Annotated in this window: 15 protein-coding genes; 8 read left to right on the top strand and 7 right to left on the bottom strand. The window is 65.9% G+C overall.

Annotation, left to right across the window (positions count from 1 at the left end):
- Positions 1-754, bottom strand: a 754-nt coding sequence (locus tag QM612_RS12330) for a serine/threonine-protein kinase (protein ID WP_415254181.1), incomplete at its 3' end; no start/stop codon positions are given.
- 85 nt (positions 755-839) lie between these two features.
- Between QM612_RS12330 and QM612_RS12325 the strand changes: the two genes are divergently transcribed.
- A complete protein-coding gene (locus QM612_RS12325; RefSeq protein WP_415254180.1) occupies positions 840-1,421 on the top strand; it encodes an ECF-type sigma factor in 582 nt (193 codons plus the stop codon).
- Positions 1,422-1,429: 8 nt separating this feature from the next.
- On the opposite strand, the gene QM612_RS12320 is transcribed toward QM612_RS12325, so the two are convergent.
- Positions 1,430-1,867, bottom strand: coding sequence for a globin domain-containing protein (locus QM612_RS12320; RefSeq protein ID WP_415254179.1), 438 nt, complete (start codon positions 1,865-1,867; stop codon positions 1,430-1,432).
- A 309-nt stretch (positions 1,868-2,176) separates the two neighbouring features.
- On the opposite strand from QM612_RS12320, the gene QM612_RS12315 reads away from it, so the two are divergent.
- A complete protein-coding gene (locus QM612_RS12315) occupies positions 2,177-4,117 on the top strand; it encodes a YadA-like family protein (RefSeq protein WP_415254178.1) in 1,941 nt (646 codons plus the stop codon).
- Between the two features lie 363 nt (positions 4,118-4,480).
- Here the strand turns inward: QM612_RS12315 and QM612_RS12310 are convergent, their stop codons facing one another.
- The 3 genes from QM612_RS12310 to QM612_RS12300 all read right to left on the bottom strand — a co-directional run bounded on the left by QM612_RS12310 (position 4,481) and on the right by QM612_RS12300 (position 7,276).
- On the bottom strand, positions 4,481-5,803 hold the full coding sequence (locus QM612_RS12310; protein ID WP_415254177.1) for a TolC family outer membrane protein: 1,323 nt from the start codon (positions 5,801-5,803) through the stop codon (positions 4,481-4,483).
- Positions 5,804-5,824: 21 nt separating this feature from the next.
- On the bottom strand, positions 5,825-6,478 hold the full coding sequence (locus tag QM612_RS12305; RefSeq protein WP_415254176.1) for a protein-L-isoaspartate O-methyltransferase family protein: 654 nt from the start codon (positions 6,476-6,478) through the stop codon (positions 5,825-5,827).
- Between the two features lie 132 nt (positions 6,479-6,610).
- Complete coding sequence (locus QM612_RS12300; protein ID WP_415254175.1) at positions 6,611-7,276, bottom strand: TetR/AcrR family transcriptional regulator; 666 nt, start codon at positions 7,274-7,276, stop codon at positions 6,611-6,613.
- Positions 7,277-7,394: 118 nt separating this feature from the next.
- Here QM612_RS12300 and leuC point away from each other — a divergent pair, with 118 nt between their 5' ends.
- The 5 genes from leuC to QM612_RS12275 all read left to right on the top strand — a co-directional run bounded on the left by leuC (position 7,395) and on the right by QM612_RS12275 (position 12,105).
- Positions 7,395-8,822 (top strand): 3-isopropylmalate dehydratase large subunit, encoded by a 1,428-nt coding sequence (gene leuC, locus QM612_RS12295; protein ID WP_415254174.1) that lies wholly within the window; start codon positions 7,395-7,397, stop codon positions 8,820-8,822.
- Positions 8,823-8,832: 10 nt separating this feature from the next.
- Positions 8,833-9,480, top strand: a complete 648-nt coding sequence (gene leuD, locus QM612_RS12290) for a 3-isopropylmalate dehydratase small subunit (RefSeq protein WP_415254173.1) — start codon at positions 8,833-8,835, stop codon at positions 9,478-9,480.
- A 72-nt stretch (positions 9,481-9,552) separates the two neighbouring features.
- Positions 9,553-10,290 (top strand): lysophospholipid acyltransferase family protein, encoded by a 738-nt coding sequence (locus tag QM612_RS12285; RefSeq protein WP_415254172.1) that lies wholly within the window; start codon positions 9,553-9,555, stop codon positions 10,288-10,290.
- Positions 10,287-11,288: a YheT family hydrolase gene (locus QM612_RS12280; protein ID WP_415254171.1), complete on the top strand. Its 1,002-nt coding sequence runs from the start codon at positions 10,287-10,289 to the stop codon at positions 11,286-11,288. Before QM612_RS12285 ends, QM612_RS12280 begins: the two co-directional genes overlap by 4 nt.
- Positions 11,289-11,496: 208 nt before the next feature.
- A complete protein-coding gene (locus tag QM612_RS12275; protein WP_415254170.1) occupies positions 11,497-12,105 on the top strand; it encodes a YbhB/YbcL family Raf kinase inhibitor-like protein in 609 nt (202 codons plus the stop codon).
- 3 nt (positions 12,106-12,108) lie between these two features.
- Here the strand turns inward: QM612_RS12275 and QM612_RS12270 are convergent, their stop codons facing one another.
- Together QM612_RS12270 and QM612_RS12265 are read right to left on the bottom strand one after the other, a co-directional pair.
- A complete protein-coding gene (locus tag QM612_RS12270; RefSeq protein ID WP_415254169.1) occupies positions 12,109-12,897 on the bottom strand; it encodes a DUF4377 domain-containing protein in 789 nt (262 codons plus the stop codon).
- Positions 12,898-12,971: 74 nt separating this feature from the next.
- Positions 12,972-13,826, bottom strand: a complete 855-nt coding sequence (locus tag QM612_RS12265) for an undecaprenyl-diphosphate phosphatase (protein ID WP_415254168.1) — start codon at positions 13,824-13,826, stop codon at positions 12,972-12,974.
- Positions 13,827-14,040: 214 nt separating this feature from the next.
- On the opposite strand from QM612_RS12265, the gene glnA reads away from it, so the two are divergent.
- A partial coding sequence (glnA, locus tag QM612_RS12260; protein WP_415254167.1) for a type I glutamate--ammonia ligase occupies positions 14,041-15,005 on the top strand: 965 nt, incomplete at its 3' end.

Below are 15,005 nucleotides of genomic sequence, written 5' to 3'. Positions count from 1 at the left end.
TGAACGCGGTGGTGTGGGTGGCGCGCACCGCCGTTGCATTCGGATCGATGAGCTTGGCGATGCCGAAGTCCAGCAGCTTCACCGCGCCACTGCCGTCCACCAGGATGTTGCTGGGCTTCAGGTCACGATGGATCACCAGTGCGGCATGCGCATGCGCCACCGCCGCGCAGACCTGATGGAACAGCTTCAGCCGCGCCTGCAGCGGCAGTGCATGCGCGCGGCAATGCTCGGTGATGGTGCGCCCCGGCACGTATTCCATCGCCATCCACGCGCGGCCTTCGTGGAAGCCACCATCCAGCAGGCGCGCGATGTTGGGATGCGACAACTGCGCAAGGATGCGGCGCTCTTCCTCGAAGCGTTCCGCATGCTGCATGGCATCGCGGTGCAGCAGCTTGATCGCCGCCTGCTGGCCGAAGCCGCCTTCCACGCGCTCGGCCAGATACACCTCGCCCATGCCGCCGCGCCCGATCTGGCGCACCACCTGCCACGCGCCCAGCCGCATGCCGGTTTCCACGACGGCAGCGTCTGCCTCCTCGTCCTCGCCCTGTGCGCGCACCTGCGGCACGCGGTCGAGCACGGAATCGGCTTCCGATGCCGCCAGCATCGCTTCCAGTTCGCGCCGCAGCGCGGGCGCATCGCGGCAATGGCGGTCAAGGAAAGCCGCGCGCTTGCCCGGCGGCAAATCCAGCAGATCGGGGAACAGGGCTTCCAGCTTCGCCCAGTCGATCTCACCCGCGTCGTCATGCGCGCCCATCGTGTGTCTCCGTTGCCCCCGGCTTGCATCCCCTGCGCCGGATGGCCGCAAAATAGCGCACACTCCGGGCCGGGGGGAGCGCGCCATGCAGGATTCCATCGCCATCGAATACGCCGAACCGGCGCCCGACATGCTGGACGCCACCCACGCGCCACAGGTGCTGGAAGCAGTACGCGACCTGGTGCCGCTGCTCTACGACGAATTGCACCGCACTGCCCGCCGCGAACGCCGCCGCTTTGCCGTGGGCGACACGCTGGCCACCACGGTGCTGGTAAACGAGGTCTACATGCGGCTGTCGTCCTCGCCCGGCTTCGGCAACCGTGGGCATTTCCTCGCGGTGGCGGCGGTGGCGATGCGGCGCATCCTGATCGAGGCCATCCGCGCGCAGCTGCGGGTCAAGCGCGGCGGCGAGTTCCAGCGCGTCGGCTTCGAGCATGCGCTGGAAGTGGAAATCGCCGACGACGAAAAGATCCTCGCCATCAACGATGCCCTGCAAGTGCTGGCCGAACGCTCGCCACGGCTGGCGCAGATCGTGGAATGCCGCTTCTTTGCCGGCTACAGCGAGCGCGAAACCGCGCAGGCGCTGGACATCTCCGAACGCACCGTGCAGCGCGACTGGGCCACCGCCCGCGCGTGGTTGCAGCGGCAGATCGAACAGGCCGCGTAGCACACGCTTCAGCCCGCCATCATGCGGCTGGCAACGTGCACATACAGCTTGCCCCACGCGGCGCGCGCACCTGCATCGAACGCATCGCCAAGGCGCATGCCCAGCGCCTGCAGCAGCGCCTCGCCCACCTTGTCGTAATCCAGCGCCAGCACGCCATAGCCGCGATGCCGCCTGCCCAGCTCCGCCAGCGGCGCGTCCAGCGCCGCCGGGTTGCGCAGGCTGGCGACCAGCATCGACAGCACCTTCACCAGCTTGGCACGCTGCTCCGGCATCGGCCCACGGAACATAGCCCGCACCAGCGGCGCGATGGAGAACAACGCATCGTAGAAATCGATGGCGAAGCCGTCGGCATCGCGCCCGATGCGCGCGAACTGCGACTGGATCAACTCGATCTCCGCCGGTGACAGCAGGGTGTACGTGGGGGTGGGTTTCAGCATGGCGTTCATGGGCATGTCCGTGGCGGGTGACCGGCGAGATCCGGTGTTCAAACAGGTAATCGCCGTTTGCGGTGGAAACCCGCCATGTATTTGCAACCCGTGCACCCACGCCACCCGTAGATACCAAGTTGTGCTTGCATCCCCTTTTCGGGGACTCGGCACATCGTGGTCGGGGGATGCGGGGAGCAAGCTCCCCGCCTACGGGTTACGGAGACGAATTTGATGCCTTGAAAAAAGTTGGCGGGTTTCCGGCGGAACCGTCGATTCCATGAGTGAACCCTTCGCGGCGCGTGCCGCACCACTCACAGGAGAACCCGCATGAACCGTTCCAACCACACCGCCTTCCGCAAGCATTCGCTGGCGCTGGCCATCCTTGCCATCACCTCTGCCGTTGTCGTCCTGCCTGCACACGCGGCGGATGGCCGCATCTGCGCCGATGCCGATATCGAGGGCTTCTACAACGGCTCCACCGCAAACGGCTTGATGGCCTACGCCTGCGGGCCCAACAACAAGGCCAACGGCGAGGAATCCATCGCCATCGGCAGGAACAACACGGCCAATGGCAAGAAGTCCACGGGCATGGGCATCGACAACGAGGCGCTGGGCAGTTTCAGCAGCGCGTTTGGCTTGCTCAACAAGGTCGAAGCCAACCGGGGCAGCGCGTTTGGTTTCAGCAACCTCGTGCTTGGCGATACCGGCGCTGCCTTCGGCTACGCCAACCATGCCGTTGGCAACTACAGCAGCGCCTTCGGCATGGTGAACCGTGCCGAGGCCCAGAACAGCAGCGCCATCGGCTTCAGCAACTTGACCAACGGGTTGCGCAGCAGCGCCATTGGCTCCTCGAACGAGGCCGCCGCCACGGACGCCAGTGCGGTAGGTGCCGCGAACAAGGCCAATGGTGCCAACAGCAGTGCCTTCGGCAGCACCAACGTGGCCGACAAGAAGGACAGCAGCGCCATCGGCTACAACAATCAGGCCAATGGCAGCGCCAGCCATGCGGTGGGCGGCAACAACGTGGCCGGTGGCGTGGGCAGCCTGTCCTTCGGCTTTCTCAACACCACCACCGCCAACTTCAGCAGCGCCTTCGGCTACGACAACGAGGCCACCGGCAGTGCCAGCAGCGCGTATGGCCACGGCAATCACGCCAAAGGCCTGTTCAGCAGCGCGATGGGCTACAGCAACACCGCCGATGCCGACGGTTCCAGCGCCTACGGCTACACCAACACTGCGCATGGCTACCGCGCCAGCGCGTTTGGCTACAACAACACCGCGCAGGGCTACCAGAGCACGGCGCTGGGCTTCGTCAACGTCGCGAACGGCGCCTACTCCACGGCCATCGGCTACCAGTCGCAGGCGTTGAGCGACTACAGCACCGCCATCGGCCACAAGGCCGTGGCCGACCGCGAGTACGCGGTCAGCGTGGGCAGCACCGGCAACGAGCGCCAGATCATCCACGTGGCCGACGGCACCGAGGAGTTCGATGCCGTGAACCTGCGCCAGCTCAACGCGGCAGTGGCAGGCATCACCCTGGGCGGCGGCACCAACCTGCTGCCGGTTGCCAATGCCTTCGGCGGCGGTGCAAGCTGGGTGAACGGCGTGTTCACCGGCCCCACCTTCACCATTCAGGGCAACAACTACAGCACCGTGGCCGATGCCTTTGCCGCGGTGGACAGCATGCTGACCTCGCTGGCCGCGAACGGTGGCGGTGGTGCGCAAGGCCCGCAGGGCGAACCCGGCCCGCAAGGCCCGGCTGGCCCGCAGGGGCCGCAGGGTGAACCGGGCGCGGGCGCGGCGATGGACGCGGCCTATGTGGATGCCGGCGATGCCGCCACCCTGACCGCCGCGCAGCAGTACGCGGATGCGGGTGATGCCGCCACGCTGACCTCGTCGAAGTCCTACACCGATACCAGGACGCAGGCGGCGGTGGCTTCGGCCAATGCCTATACCGACCAGAAGTTTGCGGCGTGGAACGACCAGTTCAGCCAGTACCAGCAGGCGGTTGACCTGCGCTTCGCCCAGACCGATGCACGCATCGACCGCATGGGCGCGATGGGTGGTGCGATGAGCGCCGCTGCGGTGAACGCCGCCGGCCTGCCGGGCCAGAACCGGATCGGCATGGGCGTGGGCTCGCAGCATGGGCGCGCGGCGATGGCGTTGCAGTACCAGCGCCTGGTGCGCCCGAACGCCAGCGTGTCGCTGGGCGCGGCGGTGTCCGGCAGCGATACCACGGTGTCCGCCGGCGCGGGTTTCAGTTGGTAAACCCTGCGGCGCATCCGCGCCGGGGTTGTTTTCCCGTGGCCTGTGGTTGGCAGGACGTGGGCAGGGGCGCTTCGGCGCCCCTGTTTTTTTGGCGGAAGCGATATGTGCCAAGCAAGCTTGGCACCTACATCACGCACGAAACCGTCACCCATGTGCCGAGCAAGCTCGGCACCTACGGAAGAACGGGTGTTTCACTGTTCGTAGGCGGGGAGCTTGCTCCCCGCATGTGCCAAGCAAGCTTGGCACCTACATCACGCACGAATCGTCATTCCCTGTAGGCGTGGAGCTTGCTCCACGCGCGACGCGCGATGCGCGGCCATGTGCCAAGCAAGCGTGGCACCTACATCACGCAAGACAGGGTGGTCAGCGCACGCTGACCGGGTTGTCGGTGGTCAGCAGGCGGTTGACGTCTTCGACATCGGCCACGTCCAGCGTGCCTGCGGCCTGTTCCAGCTGCAGGCGGCTGAGCAGGAAGTTGTACTTGGCCTGCGCGTAGGCCTGCTGTGCGGAGAACAGGGTGCGCTGGTTGTTCAACACGTCCAGCACGGTGCGGGTGCCGACTTCCAGACCGACCTGCGAGGCCTCGTAGGCGCTCTGTGCGGACACGAGCGCGAGACGACGCGCTTCCACTTCGGTGATGCCGGCCACCAGCGCCTGGTAGGCGCTGCGGGTGTTGCGTTCGATCGCGCGCTTGGTCTGCTCCAGCCCGTCGGCGGTGGCGTCGCGCTGGGCCAGCGCGCTGCGCACGCTGGACTGGGTGGCGAAGCCCGAGAAGATCGGGATGTTCAGGGTCAGGCCAACGCTGTTGGATGCCTTGTTGCTGCCGGTGAAATCGGGATCGTAAAAGCTGGGGATGGCCTTGCTGCGCGATGCCTGCAGGCCAAGCGTGGGCAGGTGGCCGGAGCGGGCGGTGGCCACGCTGGCTTCGGCGGCTTCCAGATCCGCGGCCTGTGCCTTCAGCGACGGGTTCTGTGCCAGCGCGGTGGCAACCCAGCGTTCGGCATCACCCTGTTCCGGCAGCGCCGGCTTGAAGTCGTCCGGCAGGCCCTTGAGGTTGGCGACCGGGGTGCCGGTGATTTCCACCAGCGCCTGATAGGCGTCCTGCGCGGCGTTGCGGGCCAGGATGGTGCTGGCGCGCGCGCCGTCGTACTGGGCGCGGGCTTCGTGTACGTCGGTGATCGGCGCAAGGCCAACTTCCAGCCGCTTGCTGGCGAAGTCGAACTGCTTCTTCAGCGCTTCTTCGGCGGCTTCGGCGGCGCGCAGGGTTTCAAGCTGCACCAGCACGCTGAAATAGGCGGCGGCGGTGCGCGCGATCAGGTTGTGGCCCGCCGCTTCAAGGTCGAACCCGCCAGCGCGGTCCTGCGCCTTGGCGGCGCGCAGCGCTGTGTAGTTGCCGTAGTCGAACACCGACTGCGACAGGCTGACGCCCCACGCGCCACTGCGGCTGTTGCCGTTGGTAGCGGCATTGTTGCGGACATCCAGGCCAACCGAGCCGCCGATGTTGGGCAGCAGTGCGGCGCGTGCCTGCACCGGGCGTTCGGCGGCGATGGCGCGGGTGGATTCGGCGGCGGCGTACTGCGGGTCACCGTTGCGCGCGTTGTGGTAGCTCTGCAACAGATCGTCCGCCTGCGCCGCCGAGGGCAGCAGGACAAGGGCGAGGGCAAGGGCGAGCGGGCGACGCAGCATGGGGGCGTTCCTTGGTGGGGCTTACAGGGCGAAGGCGGGCACCGGCGCGGCGCCAGCCAGATAGGGGAGGTCGGTTTCGAACAACGAATCGGTACGCAGGCCGTTGACGTCCTGCTGCACCAAGACGGCTTCCATCGCCGGCGAACGACCGCGCACCACGAACAAGCGGCCACCGGGATTCAACCAGCCGATGAACTGTTGCGGGATTTCGTCCACTGCGCCAGTGACACATATCACGTCGAAGCTGCGGCCCGGATGCCAGCCGAAGGCATCGGCATGGATCACGCTGGCATTGGCGATGCCCTGCGCAGCCAGCGCGGCGCGCGCGGTCTCGGCAAGATCGGCATGGCGTTCGATGCTGGTCACCTCGCGCGACAGCGCGGCGAGGCAGGCGGTCAGGTAGCCGCTGCCGGTGCCGATTTCCAGCACGCTTTCGCCGGCCTGCGGCAGCACGGATTGCAGCGCGCGGCCGGCCAGTACCGGCTTCAGCATGGCTTCGCCATGTGCCAGCGGCAGCGCGACATCGGTATAGGCCAGGCTGCGCAGCGCGGCGGGCGCGAAGGCTTCGCGCGGCATGCGGGCAAGAACATCCAGCACGCGCGTGTCCAGCACGTCCCAGGGGCGAACCTGCTGTTCCACCATGTTTTCGCGGGCGTGGGCGTAGTCGATGCTCATGCGTGGGTCATCCGTTGCGGGGAACCGGCAATTCTAGCGTCCGGCCTTTGCATGGGCCGCAGTGTGGGTGTGCCGGTACACCCGCACGCAGTGCCGGAAGTCACCGGCCCGAAGGTCACGCACAGGCATTGTTCAGCGGCGTGCATAGGCCCGCAGGAACAGATCGACCACGCTGGCAACGTGCGCCTGCGGCGTGACTTCGCGAGCGCTGCAACAGAAACCAAATACCGCCTGCGCATGCGGTTCGCCCTTGAGCAGGGTGAAGAACTGCGCGGCGGCGCATTGGGTGTCATCGATCTCCAGCTCGCCAGCGTCGATGCGGCGCTGCAGGAGATCGGCGAAGGCGTCCTGCACGCGCTTCGGCCCGGCTTCCCAGAACAGCGTGGGCATGCCATTGGAGGCGGCCTGCGGCGAGCACAGGATGCGGTGCCCGGCGATGGCTTCCGGTGCCATCACCATGGCGTAGAAGGCATGGCCGATGTCGCTCAGGCGCTGCCGCAGCGGCACATCCGGTGCGGGCGCGAACAGCGCATCCGGCAGGTTCTGCTCGCAATGCGCGCGCACGGCTTCGGCGAACAATTTGTCCTTGTCGCCAAAGTGGCTATAGACGGTGAGCTTGGAGACGCCTGCCTCGGCGGCGATCTGGTCCATGCTGGTGCCGTCGAAGCCGTTCAGCAGGAACAACCGCTTGGCGGCATCCAGGATGGCGATGCGCTTGCCCGGATCCTTGGGGCGACCGGGGCCGGCACTGCGCGGCGTGCAGCAGGCGGGCGTGGCGGGGGTGGAATGGCTGGCCATGCCGCAATACTAAACCACGCAGTTCGATATTTCCACCGCCCGGGAACGCTACGATGGTCGTGCAACCACCCGGCAGGCATTCGCCGCACCCGGATCAACCGAACGCACGGAACAGCAGATGGCAGGCAAGACCCTGTACGACAAATTGTGGGAGATGCACGAGGTCAAGCGTCGCGACGACGGCTCCTCGCTGATCTACATCGACCGTCACATCCTGCACGAGGTCACCTCGCCGCAGGCCTTCGAAGGGCTGCGCCTTGCAGGCCGCAAGCCGTGGCGGATCGATGCCAACATCGCCACGCCCGATCACAACGTGCCGACAACCAGGGTGGAGCGCGCCGGTGGCCTTGCCGCCATCGTCGATGAGGTCTCGCGCCTGCAGGTGCAGACGCTGGACGAGAACTGCGAGGACTTCGGCATCCTCGAGTTCGGCATGAACGATCCGCGCCAGGGCATCGTCCACGTCGTCGGCCCGGAACAGGGCGCGACCCTGCCGGGCATGACCGTGGTCTGCGGCGATTCGCACACCTCCACGCATGGCGCGTTCGGCGCGCTGGCCCATGGCATCGGCACCTCGGAAGTGGAGCACGTGCTGGCAACGCAGTGCCTGGTCGCCAAGAAGATGAAGAACATGCTGGTGCGCGTGGAAGGCGAGCTGCCATTCGGCGTGACCGCAAAGGACATCGTGCTGGCGGTGATCGGCAGGATCGGCACGGCGGGCGGCAATGGCCACGCGCTGGAGTTCGGCGGCAGTGCGATCCGCGCGCTGTCGGTCGAAGGCCGCATGACCGTCTGCAACATGGCGATCGAAGCCGGCGCGCGCGTGGGCATGGTGGCGGTCGATGACAAGACCATCGACTACGTGAAGGATCGCCCGTTCTCGCCCAAGGGCAAAGACTGGGATGCGGCGGTGGCGCTGTGGAAGACGCTGGTGTCCGATGCCGATGCCGTGTTCGACACCGTGGTCGAACTGCGTGCGGAAGACATCAAGCCGCAGGTGAGCTGGGGCACTTCGCCGGAGATGGTGCTGGCGGTGGATCAGAACGTGCCCGATCCGGCGCGCGAGCCGGATCCGGTGAAGAAGGATTCGATCCAGCGCGCGCTTAAATACATGGGCCTGCAGGCCAACCAGCCGATCACCGCGATCCGGCTGGATCGTGTGTTCATTGGCTCTTGCACCAATTCGCGGATCGAAGACTTGCGCGCCGCTGCTAAAGTTGCGAAGGGCCGCAAGGTCGCGGCCAACGTGAAGCAGGCGATGGTGGTGCCCGGTTCCGGTCTGGTGAAAGCGCAGGCCGAGGCCGAAGGGCTGGACAAGGTGTTCATCGAAGCGGGCTTTGAATGGCGCGAGCCGGGCTGCTCGATGTGCCTTGCGATGAATCCCGACAAGCTGGAAGCAGGCGAGCATTGCGCGTCCACATCCAACCGCAATTTCGAAGGCAGGCAGGGCGCGGGCGGACGCACGCATCTGGTCAGCCCGGCGATGGCCGCTGCCGCTGCGGTGGCCGGGCATTTCGTCGATGTACGCGAACTGATGCAGGCTTGAGGAAAACGATATGAAAGCCTTCACCACCCACACCGGACTGGTCTGCCCGTTGGATCGCGCCAATGTCGATACCGACCAGATCATCCCCAAGCAATTCTTGAAGTCGATCCGGCGCAGTGGCTTCGGCCCCAATCTGTTCGACGAGTGGCGCTATCTCGACGTCGGCCAGCCGGGGCAGGACCACGCCAGGCGCCCCGTCAACCCGGACTTCGTGCTGAACTTCCCGCGCTACGCGGGCGCAAGCGTGCTGCTGGCGCGCGAGAACTTCGGCTGCGGTTCCAGCCGCGAGCACGCGCCGTGGGCGCTGGACGAATACGGCTTCCGCACGGTGATCGCGCCCAGCTTCGCCGACATCTTCTTCAACAACAGTTTCAAGAACGGCCTGCTGCCGGTGGTGTTGAAGGAAGAAGAAGTCGATGCGCTGTTCGCGCAGTGCGAAGCGACAGACGGTTACACGCTGACCGTTGATCTGGCTGCGCAGACGGTCACGCGGCCGGATGGCGTGACGTATTCCTTCGAAGTGGATGCCTTCCGCAAGCATTGCCTGCTGCACGGGCTGGATGACATCGGCCTGACCCTGCAGGAGCGCGACGCGATCATGGCGTTCGAAGCGAAACATCGCGCGGCGCAGCCGTGGTTGTTTGGCGCAGGCGGCTGAACCGCTAGGCTGAAAGCTCCAGCGCCAATCCGCTAAGGTTGCGCTCCATCCCCCAAATCCAGACGTCGCCCGATGCGCGCGCTTCGCTACCTTTACCGTGTGCCGATGATGCTCTGGCATGTGCTGCTGCACTTGCCGGTCACGCTGCTGCTGATCGTCATCGGCAAGGGCGGGCCGCTGTCGCAGGCGGCGGTGCGCTGGTGGTCGCGCGGTTTGTTGCGGGTGTTCGGCATGAAAGTGGAGCGCCACGGCACACCGCTGCCAGGCGGCACCATGTTCGTCGCCAATCATGTGAGCTGGATCGACATCGTGGCCCTGCATTCGCAGCACATGATGGGCTTCATCGCCAAGTCGGAAATCCGCAGCTGGCCGGTGGTGGGCTGGGTCACGTCCCATGCCGAGACCATCTACCTGCAACGCGGCAACGGCGATTCGCTGGGGCAGGTGATGGCCCAGATGGCGCAGCGCCTGCGCAACGGACGCGCGGTGGCGGCGTTCCCCGAAGGCGGCACCCGCAACGGCAGTGAACTTGGCGCTTTCCACGCGCGCATCTTCACTGCCGCGGTGGAAGCCGACGCTCCGGTGCAGCCGGTGGCGCTGTGCTACGGCGTGCATTGCCAGGCGCAGCAGATCGTCGCCTTCGCCCCGCGCGAGCATTTCGTCGGCAACTTCCTGCGCCTGCTGGGTGAACCGGCAAGGCCTGTGCGCGTGTGTTTCCTGGAGCCCATCCTGCATACCGAACACGAAGGCCGGCGCGGCATCGCGCAGACCGCGCGTGAGCGCGTGGCGCAGGCGATGTCGATGGCATGAGCGGCACTGGCCCGCAGCGTTCGCCGTTCGCGCCGCCAGCATGGCTGCGCAGCCCGCACCTGCAATCGGTGTTGTCATCCAGCCCATTGCGTGCGCGCCGCGCGCATCAGCGCCTGCATGCAGTGGATGCGCGACATGAGCCGATGCTGGTCGATGCCGGCGACGGCGTGCGCCTGCAAGGCGTGTACAGCACGCCGGTAACGGGCCAGCCGCATGCGCTGGTGTTGCTGCTGCACGGCTGGGAAGGCAGCGTCGATTCCAGTTACATGCGGCTGACCGCCGCCAGCCTGTTGCGCGCGGGGTTTGCGGTGTTCCGTTTGAACTTCCGCGACCACGGCGACAGTCATCATCTCAACGAAGGCCTGTTCCATTCCAACCGCATCGACGAGATCGTGCGCGCCGCCTGCGAGGTGTCCGCGCGCTGGCCGTGCTTGCCGCTGCATGCTGCCGGTTATTCGCTGGGCGGCAACTTCGCCCTGCGCCTGGCCCTGCGTGCGCCTGCTGCCGGCCTGCCATTGCAGCGCGTGGCAGCGGTCTGCCCGGTACTGGATCCGGCACGCACGATGGAGCAGATGGAAAACGGCCTGCCGCTGTACATGCGCTACTTCGAACACAAGTGGCGGCGCTCGCTGGCACGCAAGCGCGAACTGTTCCCGCAGGCGCACGGCTTCGCCGACGATGTGCTGAAGCTGCGCATGCGCGCGCTGACCGAATGGATGGTGCTGCGGCATACCGACTTCGCCACGCTGGATGATTATTTCGATGGCTATTCGGTCGCCGGTGAACGCCTGCGCGCGCTGGCGCTGCCGGCGGACATCCTGATGGCAGCGGACGATCCGGTGATTCCGCTGCGCGAGTTCGAGCGCGTTGCCGACTACCCGCAAGTGCAACTGGAACTGGCCGCGCACGGCGGCCATTGCGGGTTCATCGAAAGCGCTTCGCTGGACGGCTATGCCGAGCGCTGGGTGACGGAGCGGTTGCTGCGCCACAACGTGTAGGTGCCGAACTTGCTCGGCACGGCAATTCGGGGAGCAAGCTCCCCGCCTACAAACAGCAACGCGCCTGACCCTGTAGGTGCCGAGCTTGCTCGGCACATTGCCGCTCGACACATCGACATGCGGAGCAAGCTCCGCATCTACGGGTGTCTGGTGATCGTTTGCCACAGCGCGGCATAGAATCCCCGCATCCGCCTTCGGGAGACATCGCATGAAAATCCACAGCGACAGTTTTGAAAACGGCAAGCCGATCCCGCCCGAGTTCGCATTGGGTGCGCGCGACGGCAAGGACGGATTCGGCGGCAACCGCAATCCGCATCTGGCGTGGAGCGAAGTGCCGGACGGCACGCGCTCGTTCGTGCTGCTGTGCATCGACACCGATGCACCGACCGATGGCGCGCTGGTGGCGGACAACTCCAAACCCATCCCGGTGGAACACCCGCGTGGCGACTTCGTGCATTGGGCGGTGGCGGACATTCCCTCCGACGTGCGTGAAATTGCCGCGGGCAGTTGCAGCGATGGCCTGACCGCGCGCGGCAAGCCGGCGGGCAGCGATGCAGGCGGCGTGCGCGGCCTGAATGACTACACCGGCTGGTTCGCGGGTGATGTGGCGATGGCCGGGCAGTATTTCGGCTATGACGGCCCGTATCCGCCGCCGCACGATGCGCGCACGCATCGCTACTTCTTCCGCGTGTTCGCGCTGGACGTGCCAACGCTGAACCTGCCGGCCGCGTTCACCGCAGGCGATGCACTGCGCGCGATGCAGGGCCATGTGCTGGCCGAAGCCAGCATCCATGGCAGCTACAGCCTGTTCGGCTGAGACTTACTCCTTCGCCGACTCCACCACCATGTCCAGCACGTAGGCGTTTGCTGAGGCGTCGGCGGGCGGGTTGGCGAGCTTGTAGCGGTTCACGCGCAGCACGTTGCGCACACCCGGTTCGTGGGTATAGCCCTCGATGGCGTCATAGAAGTGCTGGAACGCGCCCGGCGTGTCGACCTGCATGCCGTTGTCGTCGTACCGTAGTTCGCGCACTTGCAGGCACTGCATGTTCGGGATCATCGGGTGGCTGCACGGCTTGGTCTGTGCGGCCACTTCCAGAAACACGCGCTCGCCGGGGCCACCAAAGCGCCCATCGGCGGTCGGCTTGCCGCTGAAGCGCAGCACGTCGCCGGCAGCATTGGTCAGCGTCAGCGTGCCTGCATCCAGCGACTGGATTTTCAGCGCGCCTTCCAGCCGGCGGCTGACTTCGTGATCCAGTGCCATCACCGCCGGTTCGGGGCAGGCCATCTGGGTGGCGACCAGCGGTGCGATGGTCAGGGTGTCGCCTTCCAGCGCATAGCCGCCACCCATGCCGTTGCAGGCGTTGGCGATGGACAGACGACCTTCGTCGATGTCCAGCGTGATCGGCGCATTGGCGCGCACGAACAGCGCATCGATGTGCTTGCCGTCTGCGCCGGTGGCTTCAATCAGCTGCCAGTGGTTGGCATGCAGCAGCGTGGTGTCCAATGCATTGGCACTGGCCGCAGCCGCGTCGGTCGCAGGTTGCGTTGGCTTGTTGCTGCAAGCGGCCAGCAGGGCGATGGGCAGGGCCAGCAAAACGATGCGCTTCATGTCGGTCTCCTTGTGAATGACGGCGATGCAAACGGCGGCGGGTGGCGAACGGGGTTGCCGACGATGCGGTGCGTTCAGCTGCCGCTTGGCAACCACAGCAGCAGCGCGATGCCCAGCGCCACGCGATAACCGGCGAATGCGGTGAAGCGATGGGTTTCGATATAGCGCAGCAGCCATTTCACGGCGATGAAGGCGGTGACGGCAGACGCGATGAAAGCGACGCCCAGCGCAGCCCAGTCCTCGTTGCCCAACCCGCCATCCTTGAGCATCGACAGCAGCTCAAAGCCGGTGGCGGCAAACATGGTGGGGATGCCGACCAGGAAGGCGAACTCGGTGGCTGCGGCGCGGCTGGTTGTGCCGGCCAGCAGGGCGACGAAGATGGTCGCGGCGCTGCGCGAGGTGCCGGGGAACACGCCTGCCACCACTTGCGCGATGCCGACCAGCACCGCCGTGGTCCAAGAAATCGTGGTGCGCTCGCCTTCGCGCGCCGCGCGTTTCGCAGCAAGCTGTTCGGCAATCACCATCCAGAACGCGCCGAAGATCAATGCCCACGCGATGGGCCGCACCGTGTCTGGCAATTCCCAGCCCAGCGCCTTCACCAGCAGGCCACCGATGGCGGTGACGATGAAGGCCAGCAACAGCTTGAAGCCGTATTCGCGCACTTGCGCGGGGCGCACGTCCTTGCCCAGCGGGTCGTGCGGCGCGCGCATGTCGCGCCCGACGAATGCCGCCAGCAGGCCCAGCAGGCGGTGGCGATAGATCAGCACCACCGCGAGGATCGCGCCGGCCTGAATGGCGATGTTGAACAGGTCGCTGCGATGGCCCAGCCAGTGCTGCGCGATCAGCAGGTGGCCGGTGCTGGAAACCGGCAGGAACTCGGTGATGCCTTCGATGATGCCGAGCAGCAGCGCGGCGAGCAGGTCGTTCATGGGCGCGGGGTTGGCGGCGACGGCGCAGGATAGCGCAGCGGCAATTCACCAATTAAGTGAATTACGCATCGAATACGCACCATTCATGTGCATTTCGATGCTGCAATGCAAGATCACCCTTTGAAAATCAATGGGTTAGCAGTTGGCACGCGGCTTGCAATAGGAAACGCAAGAGTCCCCACCTTCCACGCAACCCTCATCCAGCGGAGCCCAAATGTCGTACGAACAGGTCGAGAAACTCATCAAGGACAACAAGGTCGAGTACGTGGACCTGCGCTTCGTGGACATGCGCGGCGTCGAACAGCACGTCACCTTCCCGGTCAACATCGTGGAGCCGGCGCTGTTCGAGGACGGCCGCATGTTCGATGGCTCCTCCATCTCCGGCTGGAAGGGCATCAACGAGTCCGACATGGTGCTGCTGCCCGATGCCAGCACCGCCTACCTCGATCCGTTCTATTCCGATCCCACCGTGGTGCTGACCTGCGACATCCTCGACCCGGCCACCATGCAGGGTTACGGCCGCTGCCCGCGCGGCATCGCCAAGCGCGCCGAGGCCTTCCTCAAGGCCAGCGGCATTGCCGACCAGGCGTTCTTCGGCCCGGAGCCGGAGTTCTTCATCTTCGACGGCGTGCGCTTCGGCAATGACATGGGCCACACCTTCTTCAAGATCGATTCGGAAGAAGCCGCGTGGAACAGCAGCGCCAAGATTGAAGGCGGCAACAGCGGCTATCGCCCCGGCATCAAGGGCGGCTACTTCCCGGTGCCGCCGGTGGATTCGCTGCACGACATCCGCGCGGAGATGTGCAAGACGCTGGAGCAGATCGGCATCGAAGTGGAAGTACACCATCACGAAGTCGCCACCGCCGGCCAGTGCGAGATCGGCACCAAGTTCAACTCGCTGGTGAAGAAGGCCGATGAGTTGCTGCGCATGAAGCACGTCATCAAGAACGTGGCCTATCGCAACGGCAAGACCGCGACCTTCATGCCCAAGCCGATCGTGGGCGACAACGGCAGCGGCATGCACGTCCACCAGTCGCTGGCCAAGGGCGGCACCAATCTGTTCACCGGCGATGGCTACGGTGGCCTGTCGCAGCTGGCGCTGTGGTACATCGGCGGCATCTTCAAGCACGCCAAGGCGATCAACGCCTTCTCCAACTCCGGCACCAACAGCTACAAGCG

The sequence above is a fragment of the Thermomonas sp. genome (assembly GCF_047606765.1).
In the GTDB taxonomy this organism is placed as follows: Bacteria; Pseudomonadota; Gammaproteobacteria; order Xanthomonadales; family Xanthomonadaceae; genus Thermomonas.
Note: the sequence above shows the minus strand (reverse complement) of the source record. Positions and strands in the feature narration are given on the sequence as shown.